28 protein-coding genes are annotated in these 25,924 nt (G+C 63.9%); 8 read left to right on the plus strand and 20 right to left on the minus strand.

Translation table 11 applies throughout. From position 1 onward, the window contains the following. Positions 1 to 44 precede the first annotated feature (44 nt). Positions 45 to 1,643 (minus strand): hypothetical protein, encoded by a 1,599-nt coding sequence (locus N2603_RS27505; protein WP_260384592.1) that lies wholly within the window; start codon positions 1,641 to 1,643, stop codon positions 45 to 47. A 10-nt stretch (positions 1,644 to 1,653) separates the two neighbouring features. Next, entirely contained in the window at positions 1,654 to 2,637 is a 984-nt protein-coding gene (locus N2603_RS27510) for a CHAT domain-containing protein (RefSeq protein WP_260384593.1), read from the minus strand. A 171-nt stretch (positions 2,638 to 2,808) separates the two neighbouring features. On the opposite strand from N2603_RS27510, the gene N2603_RS27515 reads away from it, so the two are divergent. After that, complete coding sequence (locus N2603_RS27515) at positions 2,809 to 3,213, plus strand: hypothetical protein (protein WP_260384594.1); 405 nt, start codon at positions 2,809 to 2,811, stop codon at positions 3,211 to 3,213. A gap of 115 nt (positions 3,214 to 3,328) precedes the next feature. On the opposite strand, the gene N2603_RS27520 is transcribed toward N2603_RS27515, so the two are convergent. From N2603_RS27520 to N2603_RS27535, 4 genes are all read right to left on the minus strand, one after another. Then, positions 3,329 to 4,102: an SDR family NAD(P)-dependent oxidoreductase gene (locus N2603_RS27520; protein ID WP_260384595.1), complete on the minus strand. Its 774-nt coding sequence runs from the start codon at positions 4,100 to 4,102 to the stop codon at positions 3,329 to 3,331. 11 nt (positions 4,103 to 4,113) lie between these two features. Further along, positions 4,114 to 4,512, minus strand: a complete 399-nt coding sequence (locus N2603_RS27525) for a (R)-mandelonitrile lyase (protein ID WP_260424268.1) — start codon at positions 4,510 to 4,512, stop codon at positions 4,114 to 4,116. 114 nt (positions 4,513 to 4,626) lie between these two features. Beyond that, on the minus strand, positions 4,627 to 5,406 hold the full coding sequence (locus tag N2603_RS27530; RefSeq protein ID WP_260384596.1) for a carboxymuconolactone decarboxylase family protein: 780 nt from the start codon (positions 5,404 to 5,406) through the stop codon (positions 4,627 to 4,629). Beyond that, complete coding sequence (locus N2603_RS27535) at positions 5,403 to 6,611, minus strand: arabinose transporter (protein WP_260384597.1); 1,209 nt, start codon at positions 6,609 to 6,611, stop codon at positions 5,403 to 5,405. The genes N2603_RS27530 and N2603_RS27535 overlap by 4 nt, the downstream gene beginning before the upstream one ends. A gap of 111 nt (positions 6,612 to 6,722) precedes the next feature. Here N2603_RS27535 and N2603_RS27540 point away from each other — a divergent pair, with 111 nt between their 5' ends. Beyond that, a complete protein-coding gene (locus tag N2603_RS27540) occupies positions 6,723 to 7,622 on the plus strand; it encodes a LysR family transcriptional regulator (RefSeq protein ID WP_260384598.1) in 900 nt (299 codons plus the stop codon). A gap of 31 nt (positions 7,623 to 7,653) precedes the next feature. Here the strand turns inward: N2603_RS27540 and N2603_RS27545 are convergent, their stop codons facing one another. The 7 genes from N2603_RS27545 to N2603_RS27570 all read right to left on the minus strand — a co-directional run bounded on the left by N2603_RS27545 (position 7,654) and on the right by N2603_RS27570 (position 12,407). Beyond that, positions 7,654 to 8,238: a MarR family winged helix-turn-helix transcriptional regulator gene (locus tag N2603_RS27545; protein ID WP_311740623.1), complete on the minus strand. Its 585-nt coding sequence runs from the start codon at positions 8,236 to 8,238 to the stop codon at positions 7,654 to 7,656. A gap of 225 nt (positions 8,239 to 8,463) precedes the next feature. Continuing rightward, a complete protein-coding gene (locus N2603_RS27550; protein ID WP_260424447.1) occupies positions 8,464 to 8,655 on the minus strand; it encodes a hypothetical protein in 192 nt (63 codons plus the stop codon). Continuing rightward, complete coding sequence (locus N2603_RS27555; protein ID WP_425249009.1) at positions 8,600 to 8,836, minus strand: YunG family protein; 237 nt, start codon at positions 8,834 to 8,836, stop codon at positions 8,600 to 8,602. The genes N2603_RS27550 and N2603_RS27555 overlap by 56 nt, the downstream gene beginning before the upstream one ends. Beyond that, a complete protein-coding gene (locus tag N2603_RS44975; RefSeq protein WP_425248928.1) occupies positions 8,808 to 8,954 on the minus strand; it encodes a hypothetical protein in 147 nt (48 codons plus the stop codon). Before N2603_RS44975 ends, N2603_RS27555 begins: the two co-directional genes overlap by 29 nt. A 484-nt stretch (positions 8,955 to 9,438) precedes the next feature. Next, a complete protein-coding gene (locus N2603_RS27560) occupies positions 9,439 to 10,527 on the minus strand; it encodes a TRAP transporter substrate-binding protein (RefSeq protein ID WP_018645478.1) in 1,089 nt (362 codons plus the stop codon). A 202-nt stretch (positions 10,528 to 10,729) separates the two neighbouring features. After that, positions 10,730 to 11,872 (minus strand): Mrp/NBP35 family ATP-binding protein, encoded by a 1,143-nt coding sequence (locus N2603_RS27565; protein WP_260384600.1) that lies wholly within the window; start codon positions 11,870 to 11,872, stop codon positions 10,730 to 10,732. Between the two features lie 85 nt (positions 11,873 to 11,957). Continuing rightward, positions 11,958 to 12,407, minus strand: coding sequence for a VOC family protein (locus N2603_RS27570; RefSeq protein ID WP_260384601.1), 450 nt, complete (start codon positions 12,405 to 12,407; stop codon positions 11,958 to 11,960). Between the two features lie 194 nt (positions 12,408 to 12,601). Between N2603_RS27570 and N2603_RS27575 the strand changes: the two genes are divergently transcribed. The 6 genes from N2603_RS27575 (at position 12,602) to N2603_RS27600 (ending at position 18,170) form a co-directional block, all read left to right on the plus strand. Continuing rightward, the gene (locus N2603_RS27575; protein ID WP_260384602.1) at positions 12,602 to 13,474 is read left to right on the plus strand and encodes an NAD(P)-dependent oxidoreductase; all 873 of its coding nucleotides are present in this window, start codon (positions 12,602 to 12,604) and stop codon (positions 13,472 to 13,474) included. A 22-nt stretch (positions 13,475 to 13,496) separates the two neighbouring features. After that, positions 13,497 to 14,774, plus strand: coding sequence for a sodium:proton antiporter NhaD (gene nhaD, locus N2603_RS27580; protein ID WP_260384603.1), 1,278 nt, complete (start codon positions 13,497 to 13,499; stop codon positions 14,772 to 14,774). A 138-nt stretch (positions 14,775 to 14,912) separates the two neighbouring features. Further along, the gene (locus N2603_RS27585) at positions 14,913 to 16,508 is read left to right on the plus strand and encodes a sensor histidine kinase (protein WP_260384604.1); all 1,596 of its coding nucleotides are present in this window, start codon (positions 14,913 to 14,915) and stop codon (positions 16,506 to 16,508) included. 44 nt (positions 16,509 to 16,552) lie between these two features. Next, positions 16,553 to 16,756 carry a DUF1289 domain-containing protein gene (locus N2603_RS27590; protein WP_260384605.1) on the plus strand — a complete coding sequence of 68 codons (204 nt, stop codon included), beginning with the start codon at positions 16,553 to 16,555 and terminating at the stop codon, positions 16,754 to 16,756. Between the two features lie 28 nt (positions 16,757 to 16,784). After that, positions 16,785 to 17,339, plus strand: a complete 555-nt coding sequence (locus N2603_RS27595; RefSeq protein ID WP_260384606.1) for a TIGR02281 family clan AA aspartic protease — start codon at positions 16,785 to 16,787, stop codon at positions 17,337 to 17,339. Between the two features lie 162 nt (positions 17,340 to 17,501). Further along, a complete protein-coding gene (locus tag N2603_RS27600) occupies positions 17,502 to 18,170 on the plus strand; it encodes an outer membrane protein (protein ID WP_260384607.1) in 669 nt (222 codons plus the stop codon). 62 nt (positions 18,171 to 18,232) lie between these two features. Here N2603_RS27600 and dusA read toward each other — a convergent pair whose 3' ends face one another. From dusA to N2603_RS27635, 7 genes are all read right to left on the minus strand, one after another. Continuing rightward, on the minus strand, positions 18,233 to 19,192 hold the full coding sequence (dusA, locus tag N2603_RS27605; RefSeq protein WP_260384608.1) for a tRNA dihydrouridine(20/20a) synthase DusA: 960 nt from the start codon (positions 19,190 to 19,192) through the stop codon (positions 18,233 to 18,235). 421 nt (positions 19,193 to 19,613) lie between these two features. Next, positions 19,614 to 20,780, minus strand: coding sequence for an N-methyl-L-tryptophan oxidase (gene solA / locus N2603_RS27610; protein ID WP_260384609.1), 1,167 nt, complete (start codon positions 20,778 to 20,780; stop codon positions 19,614 to 19,616). Positions 20,781 to 20,864: 84 nt separating this feature from the next. After that, a complete protein-coding gene (locus N2603_RS27615) occupies positions 20,865 to 22,181 on the minus strand; it encodes an NAD(P)/FAD-dependent oxidoreductase (RefSeq protein WP_026312388.1) in 1,317 nt (438 codons plus the stop codon). 96 nt (positions 22,182 to 22,277) lie between these two features. After that, positions 22,278 to 23,594, minus strand: a complete 1,317-nt coding sequence (locus N2603_RS27620; RefSeq protein WP_260384610.1) for an NAD(P)/FAD-dependent oxidoreductase — start codon at positions 23,592 to 23,594, stop codon at positions 22,278 to 22,280. A 51-nt stretch (positions 23,595 to 23,645) separates the two neighbouring features. After that, positions 23,646 to 24,392: an amino acid ABC transporter ATP-binding protein gene (locus tag N2603_RS27625; RefSeq protein ID WP_018645465.1), complete on the minus strand. Its 747-nt coding sequence runs from the start codon at positions 24,390 to 24,392 to the stop codon at positions 23,646 to 23,648. Next, positions 24,389 to 25,204, minus strand: a complete 816-nt coding sequence (locus N2603_RS27630) for an amino acid ABC transporter permease (RefSeq protein WP_260384611.1) — start codon at positions 25,202 to 25,204, stop codon at positions 24,389 to 24,391. Before N2603_RS27630 ends, N2603_RS27625 begins: the two co-directional genes overlap by 4 nt. Continuing rightward, on the minus strand, positions 25,204 to 25,920 hold the full coding sequence (locus N2603_RS27635) for an amino acid ABC transporter permease (RefSeq protein WP_260384612.1): 717 nt from the start codon (positions 25,918 to 25,920) through the stop codon (positions 25,204 to 25,206). Before N2603_RS27635 ends, N2603_RS27630 begins: the two co-directional genes overlap by 1 nt. Between the last annotated feature and the right edge of the window lie 4 nt (positions 25,921 to 25,924).

Consider the following 25,924-nt stretch of genomic DNA (forward strand, 5'->3'; position numbering starts at 1 on the left):
CGCGTCCTCATGTGCCGCACGGACCTTGCGAGCCCGGCGTGAAATCAGGATCTGAGCTGCGTGCTCGGCTGAGACACCGGCGCCGCCCATTCGAGCCGGTTGCCGTCGAGCGCCGACGACTTCCGGATCAGCTTGTTGGCCTCGATATAGGCTTCTGCGGTCGACGGCACGAGATAACCCATGACGAAGCCGAGCACGCCGAAAAGAGCGACGATGCCGGCGTAGACCAGCCAGGAGATGTACGGCATGTTCAGACCGAAGTGCCTGCTAACCAATGTGAAGCCAATGAGAACGCAGACCATGACGGACGCCATCACCACCGCATGGGCCGCGCCGTCCTTCAGCCTTGCCTCGTGATAGTCCAGTCCACCGGCCCTCAGCCGCACGTCGAGAAGAATGCTCAGAACCAGCGTATTGACCAGGAAGACCAGAGACACCAGCGAGCTCGCCGCAAGCGGATGACCGCTTGCCAGCCAGCCGGGCGCGATCGGGATCGCGCTGTAGGTGATCCAGAGGACGACGTTGCCGAGCAAATAGGATAGCGCGCCGAAGACGATGTAGGAGCGCCAGGGCAAGGCATACAGCGAGGGACGCGCGAAATTCGTCGAGGCCTTGGGATAGATCGCAAAGAAGATCGAGATCATCACGGCGACCGCATGTGCGGCCGAGGAGAGGCCTCCGGTCAGCGAGCCGACCTCGTAATTCTTCGACAGGTTCATGAAGAACAGCGGCGCGACGGAGACCACGAAGTCGAGCACGAAGATGATCACCAGGGGCGCAAACGGCAACGGCTGGGGAAGAACGGTCTGGTACCCGAAGCTGGAGATCAGCTCCGTGCGGGAATCGCGCCTGTCGACCACCGACAACGTTGCCTCGGCCAATCGGCGCTGGTAGGCGACGCGCAGATCCTCGCATTCCTCGGAGATGAAGTCGGAAATCTCGTACACCAGCTCCTCCGCGTCCAGGGCCGATACCGTGATGTCGTCCGTCAGCAGGAGGGCACGGGCCGACCGTCGCAGCATGCGCCGATATTGCCTTTCCATCTCGTCGAAGACCGCTTTCCGGGCGCGGAAGAATCTCTTGAACCGCTTGTTGCCGCGCAGCTCGACGAAACTGGTGTGGAGGGAAGCGACCTGCTTGATCATGGTCGCGGCGCCGGGTGCGAGCACCTGGTCGTCGTCATTGAGCGCCTTCTCGATCAGCCCGGCGGGAACGCCGTAGCCTTCGAGCTCGCGCTGCAACTCCGGCCTTGCCCGCTCCGTCACCTTGATGGGCGACCGCGCGATGGCGACGATGACGGTCTCCACGGCCTGCGGGTAGCGTGCCAGCGTCTGCATCATTCTTCGCAGGAAATCGATCACCCAGCCGAGCACCGGCAAATGGGGCGTCAGCACCATGAAGGCGATCGTCGCAGGGATCGCAACGACGAGGCCAGTTCCGCGCGACATCAGGATCGCGACGAAGAAATAGAACATCACCGCGATCGTGACGTAGGCGAAGACCGCGAAATAATAGCGATCGCGCATCACGGCAAAGCGGATGTCCGCGGTCTCGAAAGGTGCGTGAAAGTCGATCGCGCTGACGACGCAGACCGCAATCGCACCGAGGCCGAGAGCTACGATCGACGGGTCGAGGCCATGCATGGATGAAAACTCACTCCGATCCGGCCCGGTCCACGAAAATTTCTCCGTCGAGGCCGCGCATGTACAGGACCGGCGAAATCCATTCGGCGAATTGCCGCGCCTTCAATTCGGCCCGGGTATGCGCCAGCGCGGCCTGGATCGAGACGCTCTCCGCCAGATAGGTGTAGAACGTGTCGGCGAAGGCGAGCCCCATATTGTCGCTGATCTCGAACTGCATGGCGATCACCGCCGGCACGCCGCCCTGGATGAGCTCGGCGGCAGTGCTCGAGAACAGGGAGCCCGGTTCGCCCTGGGCGCCGCTGCAGGAGTTCAGGACGACGAGGCTCGGCGTTTGCCCGGGCTGGGTCAGGAACGCTTTCAGGTCGTCTGCATAAAGCCTTCTTCCCTTCGGCCCGCCCTCCTCCTGGACCACGATGAAGCCCATCTGCCGCTCGGGATCGTGACCGCCGTGCCCGATGAAGTGAAACAGGTCCCACCGCTTGCCTTCGTCTCCCCTCAGGAAGCGGCGGTTGAGATCCCGAGCCTTCGCCGAGGGGATCCACGACAGTTTCAGCCTCTTGCCGTCGTCCAGCTCGCTCAACGCCTTCTTGATCGCGACCTGCTCGGCATCGACCTCGATCTCGTCCAGCGGCAATCCGTTCAGGACCTTGACCCGCGCGGCCATACCCAGCATCCGTATCGGCCTTGCCGCGGCCACCCGGCGCTCCTCGCCATAGTCGTCGACGGCCCGCATGAATGGCGTGCTTTGCGACGTCGTCACGTAGAAGCGGTTCTTCTTGTCGTACATCGTCTCCCACGGCACGTAGGCGAGCGTGGGATCGGTGACCCGCAGACGGATCAGGAACGGCTGATCGTGCTTTCGCGCCGCCTGGGAACATTCCTGATAGAGCTCGAGGATCTTGCGCTGAAAGAGGAACTCGAAGAGCTGCGATCCGATCTCCTGCACGATCCGCTCGTCCGACCCCGAGGCCAGACCTCCGGCGGCGTCACGCAAAGCGGGTCTCGCTTCATCACCACCACCTGTCGCGGACGCATTCGCGTTGCGCGCGGCAGCACACTGGAGAATTGCTTCCTGCAACGGCCTCAGATTCTGACGAAAGCTCGGCTTGAGCTTTTCGACTTCAATCTCGCGGCTCGATGAATTGTAGTCCGCGACGATGCGGCAATGACTTTCGCCACTACCTTCAATGGTCAGATTGAAAACGACTTTCGCCACGACGCAACCCTCAGCCGCGCAACAGCCGGCGCAAAAAATTCACGCCTACTCCAAGTCTATACCGGACAGAAAAGCGCGCAACGGGCGAATCGAGCCGGCGCTGTTCTCCGCATCTGCGGTGCCGGCATCCTGCCGGTCTGTTTTCCGTCCAGGACGCTCACCATCCATGGCGGGCGCCCGATTGAAATCCAATCGAATGATCGTCAAAACGACGCGGAACCGGCGTTCGGGCCTGCCGCTCGCGGCTTGCGCGCCCGCCGCGGCTGGCGCACCGCATTTGCGGCCATCGGCGCAGAGCGGAAGGCTTGCCGGCTCCTGAGCTTTTCTAGAGCCAATTCTCCGGAGCGAATGTGAGCCGCTTCACACCTCCCGGTTTATTGATCCCGACCGGCTTGAGCATGGTCCGGAACTCGAAAGCGTACCGCCGACTTTCATGTCGACCGCCAGCATTCGACATCGCGGTCCCCGCTTATGCCGCTGGAAGCTCTACGCCTGCCAGCTCGCCCAGTCTGGCGATGAGCGCCTCCTGGAATGTCGGGTCGGTCGCCTCATCGGCCGGCTGCTCCTGCCGGAGGTGATGCCAGTAGCGGCCGCTGACCATCGCGGCCGGCTCTTCGCTGACGGCGAGCCAGGACTGCGTACGTTGTCCGGTGTCGAGATCCACGGGGGCACCCGCACCGCCCATTCTGGTGCGCACCCAACCGGGATCGACCGCATTGCAGAGAACGTGCGGCCAGCGCCTTGCCAGCGCGTAAGCAAGCGCGACCGCGTGCAGCTTGCTCTCGGCATAGGCCTTCCCCGCATCCCAGCTTCGCCGGGTCCAGTCGAGGTCGCGCAAAGAGCCCTCGCCGCCGCGATGCAGGCCGCTGCTGAGATAGACCAGCCGCTTCGGCCGCGCGATCAGGGCCGTCAGCAGGTACGGCGCCAGCGTGTTGATCGCCAGCGTGCCGGCATGGCCCTCCGCGGTCGCGCCGCGGCTCCGCTCGGTGTAGACGCCGGCATTGTGGATGATCGCGTCCATGCGTCCGATCGCGTTGACCTGGTCTGCGATGCTCTTCGTCTCGCCGGCGCTCCTGAGATCGCCGACCACGATACCTGCAGCATGCGAGGCGAAATCCGCAACCGCCGCGGCGCGATCGGCCGATCGCGCGTGCAGCACCACGCGGTGTCCCTGATCGATCAGCGATTGCGCAGCCGCCCGGCCAAGACCATCCGTGCTGCCGGTGATGAAGACGATCGCCATGCGCTGCTCCGCTATCCCCTGCGATATTGTTCGTCGCTGACCTTCTCCATCCAGTCAACGGTTTTGCCGCCGACGGATTCCTGGATGGCGATGTGGGTCATCGCCGTCGTCGGCGAGGCGCCGTGCCAATGCTTCAGTCCCGGCGGAAACCACACGACGTCGCCGGGCCGGATCTCCTCGACGGGGCCACCCTCCCGCTGCACCCAGCCGAGCCCGGCGGTGACGATCAGGGTCTGGCCGAGCGGGTGCGTATGCCAGGCGGTTCGGGCGCCCGGTTCGAACGTCACCTGACCGCCCGCCACGCGCGCGGGATCGGGCGCCTGGAACAGCGGATCGATGCGCACCGTTCCGGTGAACCAGTCGGGCGGGCCCTTCTGCGAGGGGCGCGATCCGTTTCGTTTGATGTCGATGTCCATGTCAGGTTCCTTCTGTGCTGCGGCCGCAAGCGGGCGGTGAACTCCGATCGCAGCGGCGGCAACGATCAGCGCACCCCTGCGTGTGACGTGAGGCATGCCCGGCCTCCCTCAGCGCGGACGCTTCTCGATGACGTCCTTGACCACCGGCGCCGCGGAGAACGCGTTGGGCCAGCCGGCGTAGAAGGCGAGATGCCCGAGCACCTCGCCGGCCTCCTCACGCGTCAACCCGTTATCCATCGCGCGGTTCAAATGATAGGTAATCTGCGCGACCTGGCCGGTCGCGATCAGCGCACTCACGGTGACGAGGCTGCGGTCGCGCGGCGCCAGCGCCGGCCGCAGCCAGAGATCCCGGAACAGCACGTCGGTCGTGTATTGCACGAGGCTCGGCGTGATCTGTCCGAACTGCTCGCCGACCCGGCTCGCCCGCTGCTTCTCCGCGGCTTCGTCGAGCGGAAGCTGCGGTCCCGACGCCGGCGGAAGCTGGTCGGCGCCGATGTTGCGGCTCCTGAACGTGTCCCTCGCCGCCGGGATCGCCCCCATCGCATTCGCCCAGCCGGTGTAGAAGGCCAGGTGCGTGATGATCTCGGAGATCTCGGACGGCTTCACGCCGCTGTCGAGCGCGAGACCGAGATGGGTCGGCAGCTCCACCGTCTGGTTGCGGGCAATGAGAGCCGCGACGGTGACGATGCTGCGGTCCCGAACCGAGAGGCCCGGCCGTTTCCAGAGATCGTCCTTGAGAACCTTCTGCGCATAGCTCTCGAGTGCGGGCGCGACGGCGCGGATGTCTTCGGGCTTCAACATGAGATTGGCTCCTTGTACGTCGCTGGCGGCGGCCACGTCGCCGGCAAGCAGGCAGAACGAAAACAGGGTGACGGCGAGCAGCTTCATTGCGGGGATCCTTCCAATGTTGCGGGGTGCACGATCAGCCACCAGGCGACGAGCGCGGCGCAGAGCACGGTCATGGCGCTGACAAGGAACACGGTGTTGAGCCGCGCGCCGGTCGCGATCAATCCGAGCGCAGGGCTTGCGAGCCCTTGCGCAAGGTCCAGGAGGGCGGTGTAGGCGCCCATGGCGAGGCCGCGGCTCTGCGCGGGAACGCGGCGCACGGCTTCGACGCCGAAGCCGGGATACACCAGCGAGAAGCCGAAGCCGGTCAGCGCCGCGCCGGCGAGCGCCATCTCGGGCCGGGCAGCAAGCCAGATCAGCGCCTGCCCGACCGCTTCGATCAGCGCGCAGACCAGCGCGACCTTTGCGCCGCCGACCGCATCGGCCACATGACTGAAGAACACCCGTGCCAGGATGAAGGCGACAGCGTAGGCGCTGTAGGCGAGCCAGCCGTTGGCCCATCCGCGGTTCGCGAACAGCAGGGCGACGAACGTCGTCACCGCACCGAACCCGACGCTGCCGAGTGCCGAGCCGAAACCCGGCACCCATACCGAGCCGACGACCTGAACGAGCGAGAGACGCGCCTGGTGCACCGGCGCCACCGCGGGAAGCGGGGCGACAAGCAGCAGCGTCAACAGCGGCGCCACCGCTGTTGCGACCGCGATTGCGGCAAAACCATAGGCGGCGTAGAGCGCGGAGCCCGCGGGCGCGCCGATCGCGAAGGCCGCGAACATCGCCGACCCCACCCAGGCGATCACCTTGCCCGTGCTGCGGCCGTCGGCAAGCGCAAGTCCCCAGCTCACGGCAGCGGTGATGACGAAGCTCTCGGCCGCCCCCAACAGCCCGCGCCCGAGCAGGAGTATCGCGACCGAGATCAATGGCGCCTGGGTCGCCCCCAGCGAAGCCAGGTACAGCAGTCCGGACACCGCGGCCGCGAGCAGGCCGACGACCACGCCACGCTTGGCGCCGCTTCTGTCCGAAAAGTGTCCCGCCCATGGCCGCGATACCAGCGAGGCCGCGAACTGACTGCCGGCGACGAGGCCGACCACGAAAGTGCCGAGGCCCAGCCCATCATGGACGTGAAGCGGAAGCACCGGCATCGCAACGCCGATGACGAGGAAGGCCACGAAGACCACGCCCATGATCGGCAGCAAGGCCGCGGCCCCGCGAGGCCCCGCGACCTGCTCCTGCATCGTCGTTGCCGACATGCCTCTCTCGGCTCCTGCTTCGTGGTCTGATTGGCTGAGCCGAACCTAGAGCTTCCGCGCCCCCCTGATTAGGTGATAGATTTCGGATGCAGTCATTAGCTGGGCTAATCAATGAACCGGGACGACGCCGGCGATCTCCTTGCCTTCCTCGCGGTGGCCCGCGAACGCAGCTTCACCCGCGCAGCGGCAAAGCTCGGCATGACGCAGTCCGCGCTCAGCCAGATCATCCGGAACCTGGAGGAGCGGCTCGGCATGCGGCTGCTCAACCGGACGACGCGCAGCGTCACGCCGACCCAGGCCGGCGAACGCCTGTTTGCAAGCATCGCTCCCAAATTCAGCGAGATCGACGCCGACCTCGCCGCGCTCAGCGAGCTCAGGGAGAAACCGGCCGGAACGGTGCGGCTGACCGCGACCGAATATGCGGCATCCGAAATCGTGCTGCCGGCACTGACGAAGCTCCTTCCGAAATACCCCGACATCCATGTCGAGATCGTCATCGACTACGGTCTCACCAACATCGTGGCGCAGCAGGTCGATGCCGGCATTCGCCCCGGCGAGCTCGTCGCCAAGGACATGATCGCGGTGCGCGTCAGTCCCGACCTTCGCATGGCCGTAGTCGGTTCACCCTCCTACTTCGCCGCGCGCAAGCGCCCGAGGGTTCCGCAGGATCTGACGCACCACAACTGCCTCAACCTGCGCCTGCCGACCCATGGCGGCAGCCTGTACGCGTGGGAGTTCGAGAAAGGCGGCCGCGAACTGAATGTGCGCGTCGACGGACAGCTCGTCTTCAACAGCGCCGGCCTTCTCCTGGACGGAGCGCTCAAGGGCCTGGGCCTCGCCTATCTCACGGAGGGACATGTGCAGCCCTACCTGTCCGGCGGCAAGCTGGTCAGGGTATTGTCGGACTGGTGTCCACCGTTCTCGGGCTATCATCTGTACTATCCGAGCCGCCGCCAACCCTCGCCTGCCTTTTCGCTGCTGGTCGACGCGCTCCGCTATCGCGAGAAATAGCAGACGCTTGCGTGCCCTGCGCCAAGAGGCCTTACGGGCTTGCCGGCAACTGACCTCGATCGCTCCGTCCCTCGAAATAGGCGCAAAGCAGGGTCGTGTCCTTTTGAGCGATGGCCTTGCGAAAGAACTGGCACCTGAAATGCCGGTCCTTTCCCTCTCCCCTCTCGATCAGGAACATGCATTCAGTGCAAATGTCGGCATGATGGCGGCGCTTGCCGACATCGAGCCCGAGCAGGACGCGGCGAAGCGCATCGTGCAGCCGAGATCGATCGGCGACGTCAAGCGCCACAAGCCGGTCTCGCAGCGCGTTCATCGGATCACGCTTGAGGAATCTCTCGCCTTCTCCCGTGAGACAAAGCGCAATCGAGCGCTTGTCCTCTGCAATCGGCTTGCGGACCATCAATCCCTTGCTTTGCAGCGCGGCGGCAACCTGCGATGCGGCGCTGCGGGTCGTGCCCAGAAAGCTGGCAAGAGCGCTCGGCGTCCTCGAAAACCTGTTTGCGCGGGCGAGATAGCGCAAGGCCATCCATTCCCGATCGCTCAGACCCGAAAGACTGCCTTCAAAATTCCAAGTGTCCGCCGATCGTACCAGGAGCTTTAGAATCTCAATTGCCATTGTCACTGCAAGTCCCCAGGCAACGGCCGTCCTGGCTCTCGATCGAGGATCGCGAGCCGCCGTATTGGATGAAGGTTGAATTCCCGTCGGGACTTGTTGGGTCCGGTATACCGTCCCGTGAAGCCGGAACGGCGGTGATGATTCCGCCGCGGCTTCAGCCCGATTGCCGGTTCCCGATAGCCTGATCGTTCCGGGAAAGGAACACCGAAAAAATACGTACCGCGCTCACCTCGAGATGGTGGGCACCGAGTCCCGCACGCCCGGATAGGTTCGGAAGCCCGTGGCGCCACGCGAACTCAGCGAGATCCATGCGTCTTCCGCAGGGAAGCCGATGGATAGCGCTTGAAAGCCGTCGCAGTCTTTAAGCTGATTTGATGTGGTGCTTCCGAAATGCCGCTCTGAGTTGAGCCAGCTCATCGTGTGTCGCTCCCCGCTCCGCGTCGGCCCGATCGGTGAGCACGTCCACGTAAACGATCGGCTGATCGAACTGGCTCGCCGTGAAGTCGTACCGCTTGCCCTCGATCCGATTGTAGAAATGGTCGCCGGCCTGCAGAGGCGTTTTCAGCAGGTCACCGCCGAAGAGATCGTGGATCAGCAGCGACGTGACGTTGCATTGCCCCCGCCGGGTTGTCCGCCGTCCATTGGCTGGAAGTCGACAGCGACCATGCCTCGCTCAGCGCGCGTTGAACGTCATCGGGATCGAAGAACATCGTCATCGCCTGGATCCGTGCCGAAGTGAAGATTTCGGATTATGCGATTATTGTTTTCTAGCACTGTTTTGCCTGACGAGTCAAAACGGCCTCGTTGCTCGACTGGGCTCCAACTCCATCCGCCGTCATTGCGAGCGCAGCGAAGCAATCCAGAGTCCCTCCGCGGAAAGATTCTGGATTGCTTCGCTGCGCTCGCAATGACGACGTGGAGACAGATGCGCGCAAATGACGACGCCGTTCCGGTCGTCGTCGAGCAAATCACCGCGTCGGAGCCGGCTGCGCCACGATTTCGCCTCTCCAGTTGATTTGCCCCGATCTTTCAGAACATTAGCCGCATCCATCGCGCAATGTGCTCTCACCTCATTTCTACTGTGCATGGGGTTGTTTTCGATATTTTTTTTGTTTGGCCCCTTCCGACGCGCCTCAGCAAAGAAAAAGCCCGGCCTCTTCTCGAGGCCGGGCTTCCCCCTCTTGCGACTTGTTCGAACGATCAGCCGCGGGTGCGCGAGCGGATCATGAAGCTGTCGTAGGTGTATTCGGCGACCTGCCACCACAGATATTCGTCGGAGCGGTAGGCCTGCATGGCGTCGATCGACTTCTTGAAGTCGGCGTTCTTGGCCGAGGTCTCCGCCCACAATTCGTTGGTCGACTTGAGACAGGCTTCCAGCACCTCGTTGGTGAACGGACGAAGCTGGGTGCCGCCGGCAACCAGACGCTTCAGCGCCGCCGGATTCTGCATGTCGTAGCGCGCGGCCATCCAGCTGTTGGCATTGGCCGCCGCGTTGGTGAGGATCGCCTGGTAGTTCTTCGGCAGCGAGTTCCACTTTTCCAGATTGGTGAAGGCATGGACCATCGGACCGCCTTCCCAGAAACCCGGATAATAGTAGTACTTGGCAACCTTGGCGAAGCCGAGCTTCTCGTCATCGTAAGGGCCGACCCACTCGGCGGCGTCGATGGTGCCCTTTTCCAGCGCCGGGTAGATGTCGCCGCCGGCGAGCTGCTGCGGCACCACGCCCACCTTCTGCAGCACCTGGCCGGCGATGCCGCCGATGCGCATCTTCAGGCCGGAGAGGTCGGCAACGGTCTTGATCTCCTTGCGGAACCAGCCGCCCATCTGGGTGCCGGTGTTGCCACAGGCGAAGCCGATCACGTTCGACTTCTTGAAGAACTCATTGCCGAGCTCCTGGCCACCGCCCTGGTACCACCAGGAGTTCTGCTGGCGGGCGTTGAGGCCGAACGGCACCGAGGCGTAGATCGCCCAGGTCGGGTCCTTGCCGACGTAGTAGTACGAGACCGTGTGGCACATCTCGACCGTGCCGTTCGAGGTCGCGTCGAGCGCCTGCAGGCCGGGAACGACTTCGCCGGCGGCGAACACCTGGATCTGGAATTTGTTGTCGGTCATCTCGGCGACGTACTTCGCCAGCTGCTCGCCGCCGCCATAGATGGTGTCGAGCGACTTCGGGAAGCTCGACGTCAGGCGCCACTTGATCTCGGGCGAGGACTGCGCGATCGCCGGCGAGGCCACAGCGGTCGCCGCCGCGCCTGCTGCCGACACTTTGAGAAAATCACGACGCTTCATCTTCAGGTCTCTCCTTGCTGGGGCGTTTCCCCTTAACTTCTCTTTTGCCGCCGCTCATTCCGGCGACGCGCTGGGCCCGCGTCGATCCGAAGGGGCTTGACTGCCGTGGGCGTTTAACACGGAAGGGGCGCTTTCGGAACGCGACAATGGCATGACGGGGCTCTACGAAAGTCGCATGTCCCGATGGACTGTCCTCTCCGCCTCAGGCCGCGGCGATGACGCCCTTGAGCTGGTCACGGACCTGTCCCGCAATGGCGCGGTAGATCGCCGCATGAGGACCGTCCGGCTCGCTGTCGACCACGGGATTGCCGGCGTCCGAGGTGGCGCGAATCGCCATGTGCAGGGGGATCTCGCCGAGGAACGGCACTCCCAGCTTCTCGGCCTCGTGCCGCGCCCCGCCATGGCCGAAGATGTCGGATTTCGTGCCACAATGCGGGCACTGGAAATAGCTCATGTTCTCGACGATGCCGAGCACGGGCACGTTGACCTTCCTGAACATCGCAAGCCCCCGCCGGGCGTCGATCAGGGACAGGTCCTGCGGGGTCGAGACAATCACGGCACCCTTGAGCGGCACGTTCTGCGCCAGCGTGAGCTGGGCATCGCCGGTGCCGGGCGGCATGTCGACGACGAGCACGTCGAGCTGGCCCCAGGCGACGTCGCGCAGCATCTGCGTCACCGCCGACATCACCATCGGGCCGCGCCAGATCATCGCGGTCTCCTCTTCCACCAGGAAGCCGATCGACATGATGGCAAGGCCGAAGCGCCGCAGCGGAATCATCTTGCGCTCGCCATCCAGCTCCGGCTTGTCGCGCAAACCGGTCAGCCGCGGCACCGAGGGGCCGTAGATGTCGGCATCGAGCAGCCCGACCTTGAGGCCGAGATCGCGCAAGCCCAGCGCAAGGTTGAGCGCGGTGGTCGACTTGCCGACGCCGCCCTTGCCCGAGGCAACCGCGATGACGGCGGCGACGCCCGGAATCTCCGACTGCCGCGCCATGGGCGATTGAGCACCGCCCTGCGGCGGCGGCTTGTGGGCATGGACCGGTTGCACACCCGGCGTGCCGCGGCTCGGCTGCGGAGGCGGCGGCGGCGCGGAGCCCGCCTTGCGTTCGGCGGTCAGCGCCACCATCACGGTGGTGACGCCGGGAAGGCTGCGCACCGCGGCCTCGGCTTCGGCCCGGATGGGCTCCCAGGCCCGCGCCTCGGCGGCATCGACATTGATCGAGAAGAACACCTTGCCGTCGGAGGCGCTGATCGGGCTCAGCACATTGGCATTGGTGAGCGCAACCCCGCGCGGCGACTTGATCCGGGCGAGGCTGTCGAGAACCTGTTGCTGCGTCACGCTCAAAGCGCATCTCCCAAACGGGGCATGATCCGGTCAGATCAGGCCCAAGGCTTCAGGATGCCCCATTAGAGCGGAAACGACCAAAAGGCTACTGCCTGCCGATATCGTCAGCCATCTCGGCGGGCGCGGCGCCCTGCTCCAGGGCCGCCTCGTAGTTCAGCTCGATCATGACCCCGTTGGGGTCGTGGACGAAGATCTGCCAGAGGTCGCCGCCGGGCACCTGGCGGGAGTCGAACTTCATCCCTTTGGACGTCAGCCGCTGCTTCATGCCGTCAAACCCGCGGCTGACGAAGGCGACATGGTGGACAACGCCGGAATCCGGCTTTTGTGGCTCCGAGGTCGACGAAATATCGACGAGGTGCACCACCGCCTTGCCCTCGCTGTACATCCAGGCCCCTGGGAAGGCGAAATTCGGCCGGGCGCCTTTTTCCAGACCCAGCACGTCTTCGTAGAAGCGGACCGTCTCGGCCAGATTCCGGGTCCTTATGTTGAAATGATCGAGGACGCCAACGCTCACGCCGCCCAAACCCGATGCCATGTTTCGCTCCCTTGTTTTGAAGTTCTTGAGGTCCGCCATCCTAGCACAGGAGGGCGCCAAACGAAGGCGTTGCCCTCCGCCCTTAAGGGTTTATGGTGCGCCCGGTCCGCTCCGAAGCGGAACCTCAAAATGCCGCATGGGCGCCCCCCGCCCGGCTACAACCGTAAAACTCAAACTACGGACAAGGTACCACAATGGCTAAAGTCGCTTTCCTCGGTCTCGGCGTGATGGGCTTCCCCATGGCCGGACACCTCGTGAAAAAAGGGGGCCATGAGGTCACCGTCTACAACCGCACCGCGGCCAAGGCGAAGGAATGGGCGGACAAGTTCGGCGGCAAGACCGCGGCCACCCCGAAGGCCGCCGCCGAGGGCCAGGATTTCGTGATGTGCTGCGTCGGCAACGACAATGACCTGCGCTCGGTCACGATCGGCGCCGATGGTGCATTCGCCGGCATGAAGAAGGGCGCAACCTTCGTCGACCACACCACCGCCTCCGCCGAGGTTGCCCGCGAGCTCGATGGGGCCGCGACCAAGGCCGGCTTCAAGTTCATCGACGCGCCGGTTTCCGGCGGCCAGGCCGGCGCCGAGAACGGCGTGCTGACGGTGATGTGCGGCGGCGCTGAGGACGTCTATGCCGGCGCCGAGCCGATCATCACGGGCGCCTATGCGCGGATGTGCAAGCTGCTCGGGCCCGCCGGCTCGGGCCAGCTGACGAAGATGGTCAACCAGATCTGCATCGCAGGGCTCGTGCAGGGTCTCTCCGAGGGCATCCATTTCGCCAAGAAGAGCGGCCTCGACGTCGCCGCCGTGATCGAGACCATCTCGAAAGGCGCCGCGCAGTCGTGGCAGATGGAAAACCGCTACAAGACCATGAACGAGGACAAGTACGATTTCGGCTTCGCGGTCGAATGGATGCGCAAGGACCTCTCGATCGCGATCGCGGAAGCCCGCCGCAACGGCGCCAATCTGCCTGTCACCGCGCTGGTCGATCAGTTCTACGCCGAGGTCGAGAAGATGGGCGGCAAGCGCTGGGATACGTCGAGCCTGCTCGCGCGCCTCAATCGCTGATACCTGACGACCTGAAACGACCTTGCTGATCGCGATCGCCGCCATCTTCGTCCTCGCCTACGCGGCGATCGCGCTCGAGCATCCGCTTCGCGTCAACAAGAGCGCCACAGCGCTGCTCGGCGCGGGGCTGCTGTGGACCATCTACGCGGTCGCAACCGGCGACCACGCGCTGGTCGGCCGCCAGCTCGACGAATCCGTCGGCTCCACCGCGCAGATCGTCTTCTTCCTGATCTGCGCCATGACCATCGTCGAGGTGATCGACGCCCATGACGGCTTCGAGGTCATCACCTCCCTGATCCGCACGACGAGCCAGGTCACGCTGATCTGGCTGATCGGCTTCGTCACGTTCTTCCTCAGCGCGATTCTGGATAATCTGACGACCACCATCGTCATGATCTCGCTGATCCAGAAGCTGATCGCCCGCCGCGACGACCGCCTGCTGTTCGCCTCCCTCATCGTTATTGCCGCCAATGCCGGCGGCGCCTGGACCGTGATCGGCGACGTCACCACGACCATGCTGTGGATCGGCGGGCAGATCACCCCGCTCAAGATCATGAGCGCGGTGTTCCTGCCCTCGCTGCTCAATCTGCTGGTGCCGCTCGCCTTCATCAGCTTCTCGCTCAGGGGCAAGACCATCGCACCGCCGCCGAAAGATAACGGACTGCTGGCCGTCGACCGGTTCGAGCGCAATTTGATGTTCTATCTCGGGCTCGGCACGCTGATCGCGGTGCCGGCGTTCAAGGCGGTCACGCATCTGGCGCCCTTCATGGGCATCCTGTTCGGGCTCGGCGTGCTCTGGCTGGTCGGCGAGATCGTGCACCGCCACAAGGAGGAGCATGTGCGCCAGCCGCTCACGCTGGTGCACGCGCTGACCCGGATCGACATGAGCTCGGTCGTGTTCTTCGTCGGCATCCTGCTTGCGGTCGCCTGCCTCGAGCATGCCGGCCTGCTGTCGATACTGGCGCGCTGGCTGGAGACCACGATCGGCCGCCAAGATGTCATCGTCGTCGTGCTCGGCCTGCTCAGCGCCGTCATCGACAACGTGCCGCTGGTCGCCGCGACCATGGGCATGTACGACCTCGCGCATTATCCGCCTGACAGCTTCATCTGGGAGTTCATCGCCTATTGCGCCGGCACCGGCGGGTCGATCCTGATCATCGGCTCGGCCGCGGGCGTTACCGCCATGGGCCTCGAGCGGATCGAGTTCCTCTGGTACGCCCGCCGCATCGCGCCGCCCGCGCTGGCGGGCTATCTGGCCGGCGCGGTGGTCTATATCGCGCAGCACGCGGCCTTGCATTGACGGCGCTGGCCGGATCCAAAATTAACGCCGGGTTAACGTAATTCTTTAGCTCCTTAAGTCACCTCTTAAGGATTTCTTGCCAGAGATAGACAATGCAGAAGGCCCGCGCCCGGCGCGGGCAGGAATCGTTGTTGTTCGATGAGTAACCCCGCTGAAAAGCCTGAGGTAGTACAGCTTCCGGCCGAGCCGGTGAGCGCTCCATCGGCGAGCAGCCGAAGGGCTGCGGCGCAGCGGGTGCGCGAGGCCCGCGATAAGTTAACGTCGACCAGCGGAACCCGGCCGGCCTTCGACGCCGAGATGCTGCGCCAATATGCCCAGACGCGATTGTCGGCCTCCTATGTCGTGATGCTGCTGGTGGTTGCGACCGGCGTGCTGTTTGGCCTGTGGATGCAGCCGATCCCGGCCGCGCTCTGGACCGCCGGCATGCTCTGCATCCACGGCGCGATGGTCCGCAGTTGCCGGCGCTTCCTGACCGAACCCGCCTCGCCCGCGGCAACGCGCGCCTGGCGCACCCGCTTCGTCGTGCTCGACCTGCTCTATGGCCTGTGCTGGATGGCGATCCTGATCCATCCCGTGCTCGACATGGTCACGGAAACGCTGATGATGTTTCTGATGCTGCTGGTGATCGCAGTATCGAGCATGCTGGCCGCGAACTTGCCGATCGCCGCCCTCGCCGCCACCGCGCCGGTTGCGGTCGCGATGGCGCTGAGCTTTGCGATGACCGGCTCGCTGGACAATTACATCCTGGCCGCGCTGGCGATTGCCGCAGAAGGCTATTTCGTGCTGCTGGCGCATCGCCTGCACTCCTCGACTTTCGCGACGCTCGAGGCTCGGGCCGAGAAGGACGCGCTGATCGGCGAGCTCGAACAGGCCAAGGCGATCTCCGACGAAGCGCGCCACCGCGCCGAATCCGCCAACGTCGCCAAGTCGCGCTTCCTCGCTCAGATGAGCCATGAACTGCGCACGCCGCTGAACGCCATCCTCGGTTTCTCCGAGGTGATGAAGAGCGAGATCTTCGGCGCGCATGCGGTGCCGGTCTACAAGGAGTACTCGGCGGACATCCATAATTCCGGCGTGCACCTGCTCAACCTCATCAACGAGATCCTCGACCTGTCGCGGATCGAGGCCGGCCGCTATGAGCTCAACGAGGAAGCGGTGTCGCTGGTCGGCATCGTCGCCGACTGTCATCATCTGATGAAGCTGCGCGCCTCCAGCCGCGGCATCACCATCCACGAGGTGTTCGAGCAGGCCATGCCACGGCTCTGGGCCGACGAGCGCGCGATCCGCCAGGTCGTGCTCAACCTGCTCTCCAACTCGATCAAGTTCACCCCGCAAGGCGGCGAGATCTGGCTCAAGGCCGGCTGGACCGCTTCGGGCGGACAATATCTGTCGGTGAAGGATACCGGCTCCGGCATCCCCGAGGACGAGATCCCGGTCGTGCTCGCATCCTTCGGCCAGGGTTCCAACTCGATCAAATCGGCCGAACAGGGCGCCGGCCTCGGCCTGCCGATCGCCAAGAACCTGATCGACCTGCATGGCGGCACGTTCACGCTGAAATCGAAGCTGCGCATCGGCACCGAGGTGATCGTCACCTTCCCGCCGGAGCGGGTCATGAGCGCGCTGGCACCGCTGTCGGACGATTCTCCGCCGCTCCAGCCTGAAGGGTCCGCTGTATCCGACGAGAAACGCCGGCCGCGCCACAAGCCGATCATGAGCGCAGGCACGGGCTCTTAACCAGATGCTTGCAGACATGCCCGACAATCCTCCACTATGTCCGAATGAGCAAAGAAACGCCGTGCGTCGCGGTCTGCATGATCGATCCCAAGACCAAGCTGTGCTTCGGCTGCGGCCGCACCTTGCCGGAGATCGCGCGCTGGCACGCCATGGAAAGCACGGAACGGCTCTCGGTCATGGCGCTGTTGCCGGCACGCATGGCGGACGCCGGTTTGCAGCCGATCGCGGGATCGCCGAAACGCACCTGATCGGCCTGCGCACGCATGGAGGCGCGCAATGATCCGCTTCCTCCTCGTTCTCATCATGCTCGCCGGCACCGCGGGTGCAGTCGTCGCTTATGGCGATCCCGATCAGATTGCCCGTGCGAGCCACAAGGTCTCACACATCTTCCGCGGACAGACCGCCGCCCCGCCCCCGGCGGTGCAGATCCCGCGCGGCCAAGGCGGCGAATTCGCACTGCGCGCGAAGATCAACGGCGTCGCCGCGCCGATGGTGATCGACACCGGCGCGACCTCCGTGGTGTTGACCTGGGAAACGGCGAAGGCGATCGGGCTGCCGCTCGAAATGCTCGAATACGACGTCGACCTCGAGACCGCAGGCGGCCACACCAAGGCGGCCCGGCTCACGCTCGATCGTCTCGCCGTCGGCCATCTCGTCGAGAAATCGGTGCCGGCCCTCGTCGTGCAGCGCGGCCAGATGAAGACCAATCTGCTCGGCATGAGCTTCCTCGACCGCCTGGAGAGCTGGGGCGTGCGCGCCGACAAGCTGATGCTCACGGGCTATCCCGAGCTCCAGAGCAGCCACCGCCGCCCGCGCACGGCTGTCGACTAATCCTTCCAACGACGATCTTGGGCAGCCCGCCGGACTGCGCCGAGGTGTGGCATTTCCGCTATTTACAAACCGCCTGGTCGGTTTATAACGGATGACATTCCCGGATCGGGGTTGGACAAGCGCTGCTTCCCGCCGGAAGCGGCCAAGTGGGAGATTTGAGTCATGACTGCCAGAGCCGCCTTACGCCGCACGATGCGCGCCCTGCCCTTTGCTGCCGCGTTCGCCGCAGGCAGTGCCAGCGCTGCCGACCTGTCGCCGCGCTATGCGGCGCCCTCCTCCGCCTACACGGCACCGCAGCCGGTCTATTCGTGGACCGGCCTTTATGCGGGCCTCAACGCCGGCTACGCCGAGAGCGGCGACGATGCATTCAACAACCTCGTCGGCGTGAGCGGCGGCAAGGTCAAGGGCGCCTTCGGCGGCGTGCAGATCGGCTACAACTATCAGCTCTCGCCGATGTTCGTGGTCGGCATCGAGAACGACTTCGAGGGTGGAGACATCAAGAACCACGACGCCCTCAACAGCGCTGCCGTCAGCATCCCCTGGTTCATGACCGGCCGCGCCCGCGCCGGCATCGCCACGATGGATTCACGGTTGTTGTTTTTCGGGACCGCGGGCCTCGCCGCGGGCGAGTTGAAAGACGGCCCGATCAACAAGATGAAGATGGGCTGGACCGCCGGCGGCGGCGTCGAGTGGGCGTTCCTGCCGAAATGGTCGGCCAAGGCCGAGTATCTCTACACCGAGTTCAAGCACGACGATCTGCCGGACTGGAATGCCGCGAAGTTCCACACCTTCCGCGTCGGCGTGAACTATCATTTCGACCTGTTCCGCTGATTGCAGATCCACGAAAAGGGGGCGGATCTTGCGATCCGGCCCCTTCTTCATGATCGGCGCTGCTAAGCAGCGGCCTCCGCCGGCACGCGCGCACCGATGCGCGCGATCGCATCGCGCAGCACGTCGACACCTGCGCCCGGCTTCACACCCTGCTCGGCGAGATGGCGGCGGAACGCACGTGCGCCGGGAACGGCGTGGAACGCGCCGACGAAATGCCGCGTGATGGCGTGCAGCCGCGTGCCGCGCGCGAGCTGCTCCTCGATGTAGGGCATCATCGCCTCGAATGCGTCCTGCATGGTCGCGTGCGGCGCAGGCGCGCCGAAGATCTCGGCATCGACAGAGAGCAGGCGCCACGGATCCTGATAGGCGGCGCGGCCGAGCATCACGCCGTCGACATGCGCCAGATGCGCCTTCGCCTCGTCGATGCCCGGGACGCCGCCATTGATGATGACGGGCACATCAGGCATCGCGCGCTTGAGACGATAGACGCGATCGTAATCAAGCGGCGGGATGTCGCGGTTCTCCTTCGGCGACAATCCATTGAGCCAGGCTTTTCGCGCATGCACGATCAGCGCGTCGCAGCCGGACGCAACCACCGCGCGCGCAAGCGTATCGAGTGCCACGTCCGGATCCTGATCATCGATGCCAATGCGGCATTTCACCGTGACGGGCACGGCAACTGCCCGCTTCATCGCATCGACGCACCGCGCCACGAGCTCCGGCTCCGCCATCAGGCATGCGCCGAAGCGGCCGTCCTTCACGCGGTCGGACGGACAACCGACATTGAGGTTGATCTCGTCATAGCCGAAATCCTCGCCGATCCGCGCCGCCAGCGCGAGCTCGCGCGGATCCGACCCGCCGAGCTGAAGCGCCACCGGGTGCTCGATCGCATCGAACCCAAGCAGCCGTTCCCGGTCGCCGTGGATGACGGCGCCGGTCGTCAGCATCTCCGTATAGAGCAACGCCCGTCGGGTGAGGTGACGGTGGAACACCCGGCAATGCCGGTCGGTCCAATCCATCATGGGGGCAACGGAGAACTTGAATCTTTGTAAATTCAACAGCTTGATCTTGATTTGCAGCTCGCGCAGTCCACGGTACCGCTTCCGAGCTATCCCGCTCAGGTCATTGCGATACATTCATTGCCCAAGCATGCACCACTTTCAACAGAAAGAATTTCGCTTCTTGGCAGGGAGAGCAACCTGACGCCTGAGGGCGCCGGGAAGAACCTTGGAGAGCCAGCATCGGCGAGAATGATCCGGCAGCTCAATAGGCCGTGAGCTATCGGCTCATATCATCTCCGAGACGCGCGCTATGCGTCTTGCGAGATCGGCCGGCAGTTCCCACTGCTTTTCCGCTGGATCGTCGTAGCGCCCCCTGACGGAGCCCTTTGGTCGATCGAGCGCATTTCGAAGCGCTGGTCCATCTATGGGAGAGCGGCCGGACTTACTCAAAACGTGCGATCGCAAACGAAGTCAGATCGATATGGTTGCGCCCACCGGTCAATCGTTCGGCAACCACAGCACCGATTCCGGCGGAGTGCTTGAAACCGTGGCCGGAACATGCCGAGACCACGAAAATGCGATCGTGACGCGGATGGTGATCAATGATGAACCCGCGATCGGGAGTGACGGTGTAGAGACAGGCGGCCGCTTGAGCCACGCGCGGCGTCGCACCTGCCATCCGTCCCTGGACGTGCCTGTGGTACATCTCGGCGGACTCTGCCGGATCGACCTCGCGGTTGATGGTATCAGCGGTCGTCCTCGTCTCATACTGTTCGGTCGCGACTTTGATGCAGCGATCGCCCGGCAGCGGTGGAAAGCCATAGAGATAGTCGACATCGGTCGCGCCATGCATCCAGATGAACACCGGCGCGTCAGGCCCGTAAGCGGCGGCATCGTCGAGTTCGTACCAGTGAAGAACCTGGCGATTGACGGTCAGCAGGCGATCGAACGGCGCTCCCAGCAAGGGCGCCGTCCAGCCACCGGCCGTCACCACAGCCTGCTGTGCCTCAATCGTTCCGCTTGAGGTCTCGACACGGACAATGCCGTTCTGGTCGACTGAAAGAACCTTAACGCCGGTACGGATTTGTGCGCCGAGTTGCGCGGCGCGGCTCAGTTGCGCCGAGATGCAGCGCTCCGGAAAAACATATCCGCCGCCAGGTTCATAGTAAGCCCTCTCGTTTCCCGCGAGGCCCAGGAATTGAGGGAACCTGCGTGCAACTTCCGTACCGTCGAGAATTTCGTGCTGGATGCCGAAATCGCGTGCGACCTCGACCGAGCGTGCGACGAAGTCCGGTTTGCCATGGTGCGAGGTCGGTCCCGTGCCAGGCCCCATAACCAGAACGCCGCAATCATGCAGAAGCTTCTCTCCGGTATCCGCCTCGAGCTCACGCCAGATCCGGTGAGAGTTGAGGACGAGTGGAGCATAGACGCCATCCTCACCGACTGCCTGCCGCGTGATACGGGTTTCTCCGTGGCTCGACCCCATACGGTGTGGGGGCACGAAACGATCGATTCCGATCGCATGCACGCCACGCTTAGCCAACTGGTAAAGGATCGCACTGCCCATCGCGCCAAGACCTACGACAACGAAATCTGCTTGCTCGCTCATGGCGTGCTCTCCGGGTTCGAGTCTAAAGTTCTGACCGATGTAGGGGCGCCGCGATCCGCGATCAACGGACACAAAAGGCTCAAATCAGGCGACCTTCTTCAACCGCTTGAATCGCTCGATCCGGAACGGAGCCGGATCGACGCAAGCCGTCGATCCGGTCACCAGGTCTGCCATCAACGCGCCGGCGCCCGGGCCGATACCAAAACCGTGACCGGAGAAACCTGTGGCGAGATAGAAGCCGGGAACGGAGCCGACCGGCGCCATGACCGGCACGGCATCCGGCGTAACGTCCATCAAGCCGGCCCACACCTTTGTGATCTTGGCGTCGCCGAACGTCGGGAAAGCCTCGCGCAAATGGCGAACGCCGCCTCGAACGAATCGCCACGACGGATCGGGATCGAGAATGCGGACCTGTTCGAAAGGGGTAACTTCGTCGCTCCGCCAACTTCGCGCCATCGACAGCTCACGAAAAAACTGACCGCCGATGCGAAGTGTCAGCTCATTCCAGCTTTTGATGAGCGTCGGTGTATAATCGCAGAACAAACGGAAGCTGTCCGGCGTGATCGGCGCAATATTTGCGTTGCGCTGAGCGACAGTGAACCCGCCGTCCAAACGGCGACGGAAAGCGAAGTTGCCCGCACCAACTGCGAAATCCGGAACGCCGTCGACGGAGGACAGGCGGACGACGCTGCCGAGGATCTTCAGGACCGGAAGATCGATGCCCATGTTGCCAGCGAACAAGCGCGACCAGGCTCCCCCCGCCAAAACCACGGAGGAGCAGCGGATCTCACCGCGCTCGGTCACACAGCCGCTCACCCGACCGGCCGATCGCTCGATGGAGCGAACCGCGCAATTGGTGAGGATGTGCGCGCCTTTGGCGGCCGCGGCCCGCGCCATCGCCGGGACTGCGATAAAGGGCTCCGCCTTGCCGTCGCTCGGCGTGTGCAATGCGGCGCGGAACGGCTTCGTCGCTCCGGGAATGAGCGTCTTCAGTGCCTCGCCGCTGACGAGGCGGGAATCGAGACCAAGCGGGGCGGCATGCTTCAGCCACTCCTCATGCATCGCGACGTCGGCATCGGTGTCGCAGAGGTAGGCGATGCCCGTCTGCCGAAAACCCGTTTCGCCGGCGATGCGTGCGTTCATGCCGCGCCAAAGCCGGAGACTCTCGATGGCAAGTGGCAACTCGGCCGGATCGCGGCCCATCTGGCGCACCCAACCCCAGTTTCGCGACGACTGCTCCGCTCCGATCAATCCCTTTTCACACAAGGCCACGCTGACGCCGCGCTCAACCAGCGAAAGCGCGGTCGATACGCCGATGATGCCGCCGCCGATGACGACGACGTCCACCTTCGCCGGCAGCTCCTGCGGCGTGATGACGAGCTCGGGAATTATGCTGGACAAATTGTCCTCCCTCAAGACGAGCGCTTGGAAAACCATACGGCTCGGGCGTTCGTTGCCGCACCATCCGGGCGGACCGGAATAGCGGGCAGCTCCCATTCAGCCTCCCGGGCGATCGAGGAAATCGCGCAAGCGATACCAGCCGGCAAAGAGCGGCACGAACCACGGCTTGCCCGCATAGAACGGCACGGCGGTGAATTTGTCCCGATCAAAGGCTGACGGCATGTTCTGCTCGCCGAGAATTTTCCGCGCCGTCTGATAGCCAAGATAGGTCATCAGCGCGACGCCGTTGCCGTTGCAGCCGGCTGCAAAATCAGTGCCGTCGCGGGCGCCGAGATGGGCGATCTTGTCGACGGTCATCGCCACACGGCCGCTCCAGGCATGGGTGATCTTCACACCCGCGAGCTGCGGCCAGACGGTGAGCATGCGCACATAGAGCCGCTTGGCGGCAAGCTTGTCCGGCATGTCGAAGATGCCCGGGCGCGACCCGAACAGAAGCCGCGTGCCGTCGGGCGACGGCCTTGCATAGATCAGGTCACGGCGCGTGTCGGACACCATGCGCGCCTGCGGAATCAGCTCGGCGACCAAATCGGCCGGCAGCGGCTCGGTGGCGATCTGATAGCTCTTGACCGGCACGATGCGGCTCGCGAGCCCCGGCGTTGCATCGGCGGCGGTGTAGCCGTTGGTGGCTGCAACGACGTGCGCGGCCCGGATGCTGCCCCGCGCGGTCGGCACGATCTTTTCCTCGCCCGCTCCGTCCTGCACCATGCCCGCACGCGCATGCGAGCGCAGCACGACGCCAGCGGCGCGCGCCCGGTCGCGCAGCGCCTTGTGATACTTGCCCGGGTGCAGACCGCCATATTGGTCGATCACCATGCCGCCATGGTAATAGTCCGAACCGATCGCAGCCCGCTGCTGCTCCCGATCGAGGAAGCGCACGGTGACGCCGGTCTTTTCCGCCAGAAGCGCGCCATGCCGCTTCAGGGTTGCGTAGTCAAGCGCGGCATGAGCGCCGAAAAAACGGCCGGTGAGCGCGAGACCGGCATCCAGCTTCTCCGTCTCGACCAGCATCTTCAGATAGTCGAAGCTCTCATTGCTTTCGCCGATCAGGCGCGAGAACAGCACCGGGTCGATTCCCTTGATCGCGCCGCTCACCACCAGCTTCTGACCGCTCGACACCATACCGCCCGACCGCGTCGAGGCGCCCTCCCCGATCCGGTCGCCGTCGATGACGACGACCGAGCGCCCGGCGCGCGCCAGATGAGTCGCCGCGTTCAGCCCCGCATAGCCCGAGCCAATGACCACGACGTCGGCGCGTTCCGGCAAGGGATCGAGATTGGTTTCCGGTTCGGCGGCCTCCCACCAATAGGGCGCCTCCTTGAAGTCCTTGGCATAGATATTGTCAAAACGGGGCATGATGGATCGAGCCTTTCCGGCTTGTCTTTCTTTGAACGTGGAACGGCGCGATCAGAGAACCTGACCGAGGAATTCGCGCGTACGCGGATCTTGCGGATTGTCGAAGAGTTCTGCAGGCGGCGCGCTCTCCACGATCAGGCCATGATCGGTGAAGCAGACACGCTGCGAGACCTCCCGGGCGAATTTCATCTCGTGCGTCACGAGGATACAGGTGAGGCCTTCCTCCACCAGTTCGCGGATGGCGAAGAGCACGTCCTTCACCGTTTCAGGATCGAGCGCCGCCGTCACCTCGTCGAACAGGATCACCTCCGGCTGCATCGCGAGCGCGCGGGCGATCGCCACGCGCTGCTGCTGGCCGCCGGAGAGCTGACCCGGGTAGCTGTCCGCCTTCTCGGAGAGCCGCACCTTCTTCAGGAGCTTGCGTGCGCGCTCCTCGACTTCGGCACGGTCGTGTCCGAGCACCTGGATGGGTGCCATCATGATGTTTTGCAGCGCCGTGCGATGCGGAAACAGGTTGTACTGCTGGAACACCATCGCCACCTGATGGCGCAACGACCGCATCGCCTTATCCGACTTCAATTCGTGCACGCGATGCGTGCCGACGCGAATAAAGCCTTCGTCGATCGGAAATAGGCCGTTGATGCAGCGCAGGATGGTGGACTTTCCCGATCCGGAGGGGCCGATGATGCAGACGGCCTCGCCCTTCTGCACGAACATCGAAATGCCCTTGAGAACCTCGAAGTCGCCGAAGGACTTGCGGACGTTGTCGAGCTCGATCAGCGCTTCGATACGGCTCAAAGGCTATCTCCCTTCACGGCACGTTCCAGCCGGCGCGCGATGGCTGCGATCGGATAGCAATAGGCGATGAACAGGAACAGAATGGTCAGATAGAAATAGACGATCACCCGCTCGTTCTCCATGGCGAGCAGAGTGTTCAGGATCGTCAGGACGTCCTGAATTCCGGTGACCGTGGCAAGCGCGGTCGCGATCATCAAGAGCGCATAGAGATTCATCCAGCCAGGGATCATGCGCCGCATCGCCTGCTGTATGATCACGTGGCGATAGATCTGGAAAGTATTGTAGCCGAGTGAACGTGCCGCCTCCCATTGGCCGCTGTGAACGGATTGGACGGCGCCGCGGATCACCTCGGAAAAATTCGCCGCGGTCGGCAGCGCAAGGCCAATCACGGCTTTCACGAATGGTGGAAACGGAACGATCGTGCCGAAGATTCGCATCTCGAAGGGCAGGAAATAGAGCGTGGCAAAGAGCAGAACGAGCCAAGGTGAATTGCGCAGGAAATTCACCAACAGAAGATTCGGAACTCGGATCAATCCGACCCGCGCAAGCGTCCCAAGCCCCATGATCGTGCCGAGCGCGGTCGCCAGCGCCATGGAAGCGATCGAAAGGAGAATGTTGAGAACGAATCCGCCGGTGACCGGCCAACCGGTTGCTGAGCCGGTCAGAAGCAGGGGAAGCCGCACCAACACGCGGGTCCAGTAAGCCGAGCCACCCGTCGCAGCATCAACAGCAATCCAGACCACTACGCCAAGGGTGATCAGCAACTGAACGGCGCGCTTCTTGTCATCGTAGTGGAGCACAAACCCTGCCATCAAAGCCCCCTTCCGTATCCCGGGAAGGCCATAAAGGCCTCGAGCCTCGCCATTGCGAATGTGAGAATCGACACTAGCGCCACGTAGATGAGGAGCACGAGGATCATCACCTCCAGCGTGCGAAACGTGTCATTGTAGATCTGCCCGGCGTAGTACATCAGCTCCGGCACGGTGATGACGGACGCCTGCGACGTCGTCTTGAAGAGATTGGTCAGGATGTTCGTCAGCCCCGGCAGGCAGATGCGGGTCGCGATCGGTGCCTCGATGCGCCAGAAGCGGGCCCACCGGCCGTACCCGAGTGACCGCGCCGCATCGACGATCGACCGCGGCATAGTTTCGATACCTGAGCGAAACGCTTCGATGGCCAGTGCCCCGCCGAAGAGACTGAGCGATATCGCAGCACAAGCAAAGGCGCTGAGCAGCGGCACTGACAGCCCGGTCGAAGGATCGGTCACCCTGAGACCGAGGGTCGAGAGCGTGAAATAGGCAAAGAGCATCTGTAGCAGCGGCGGCGTGTTGCGAAACACCTCGACGAACAGCTCGATCAGGGCATCAAGCCAGAATATCCGCAGGGTGAAGCCGAGAGCCCCGAGCATGCCGATGAGTATGGCGGCGCTGGACGAGAGGGCCGCCAGCTTCAGCGTGTTGACGACACCGATGAGCAGCCATCGCTGGTACGCTGGATCCGCGAGCCAGGAATAGTCGAGAGCTAACAAGGGC

The sequence above is a fragment of the Bradyrhizobium huanghuaihaiense genome, from assembly GCF_025200885.1.
Taxonomy (GTDB): domain Bacteria; phylum Pseudomonadota; class Alphaproteobacteria; order Rhizobiales; family Xanthobacteraceae; genus Bradyrhizobium; species Bradyrhizobium huanghuaihaiense.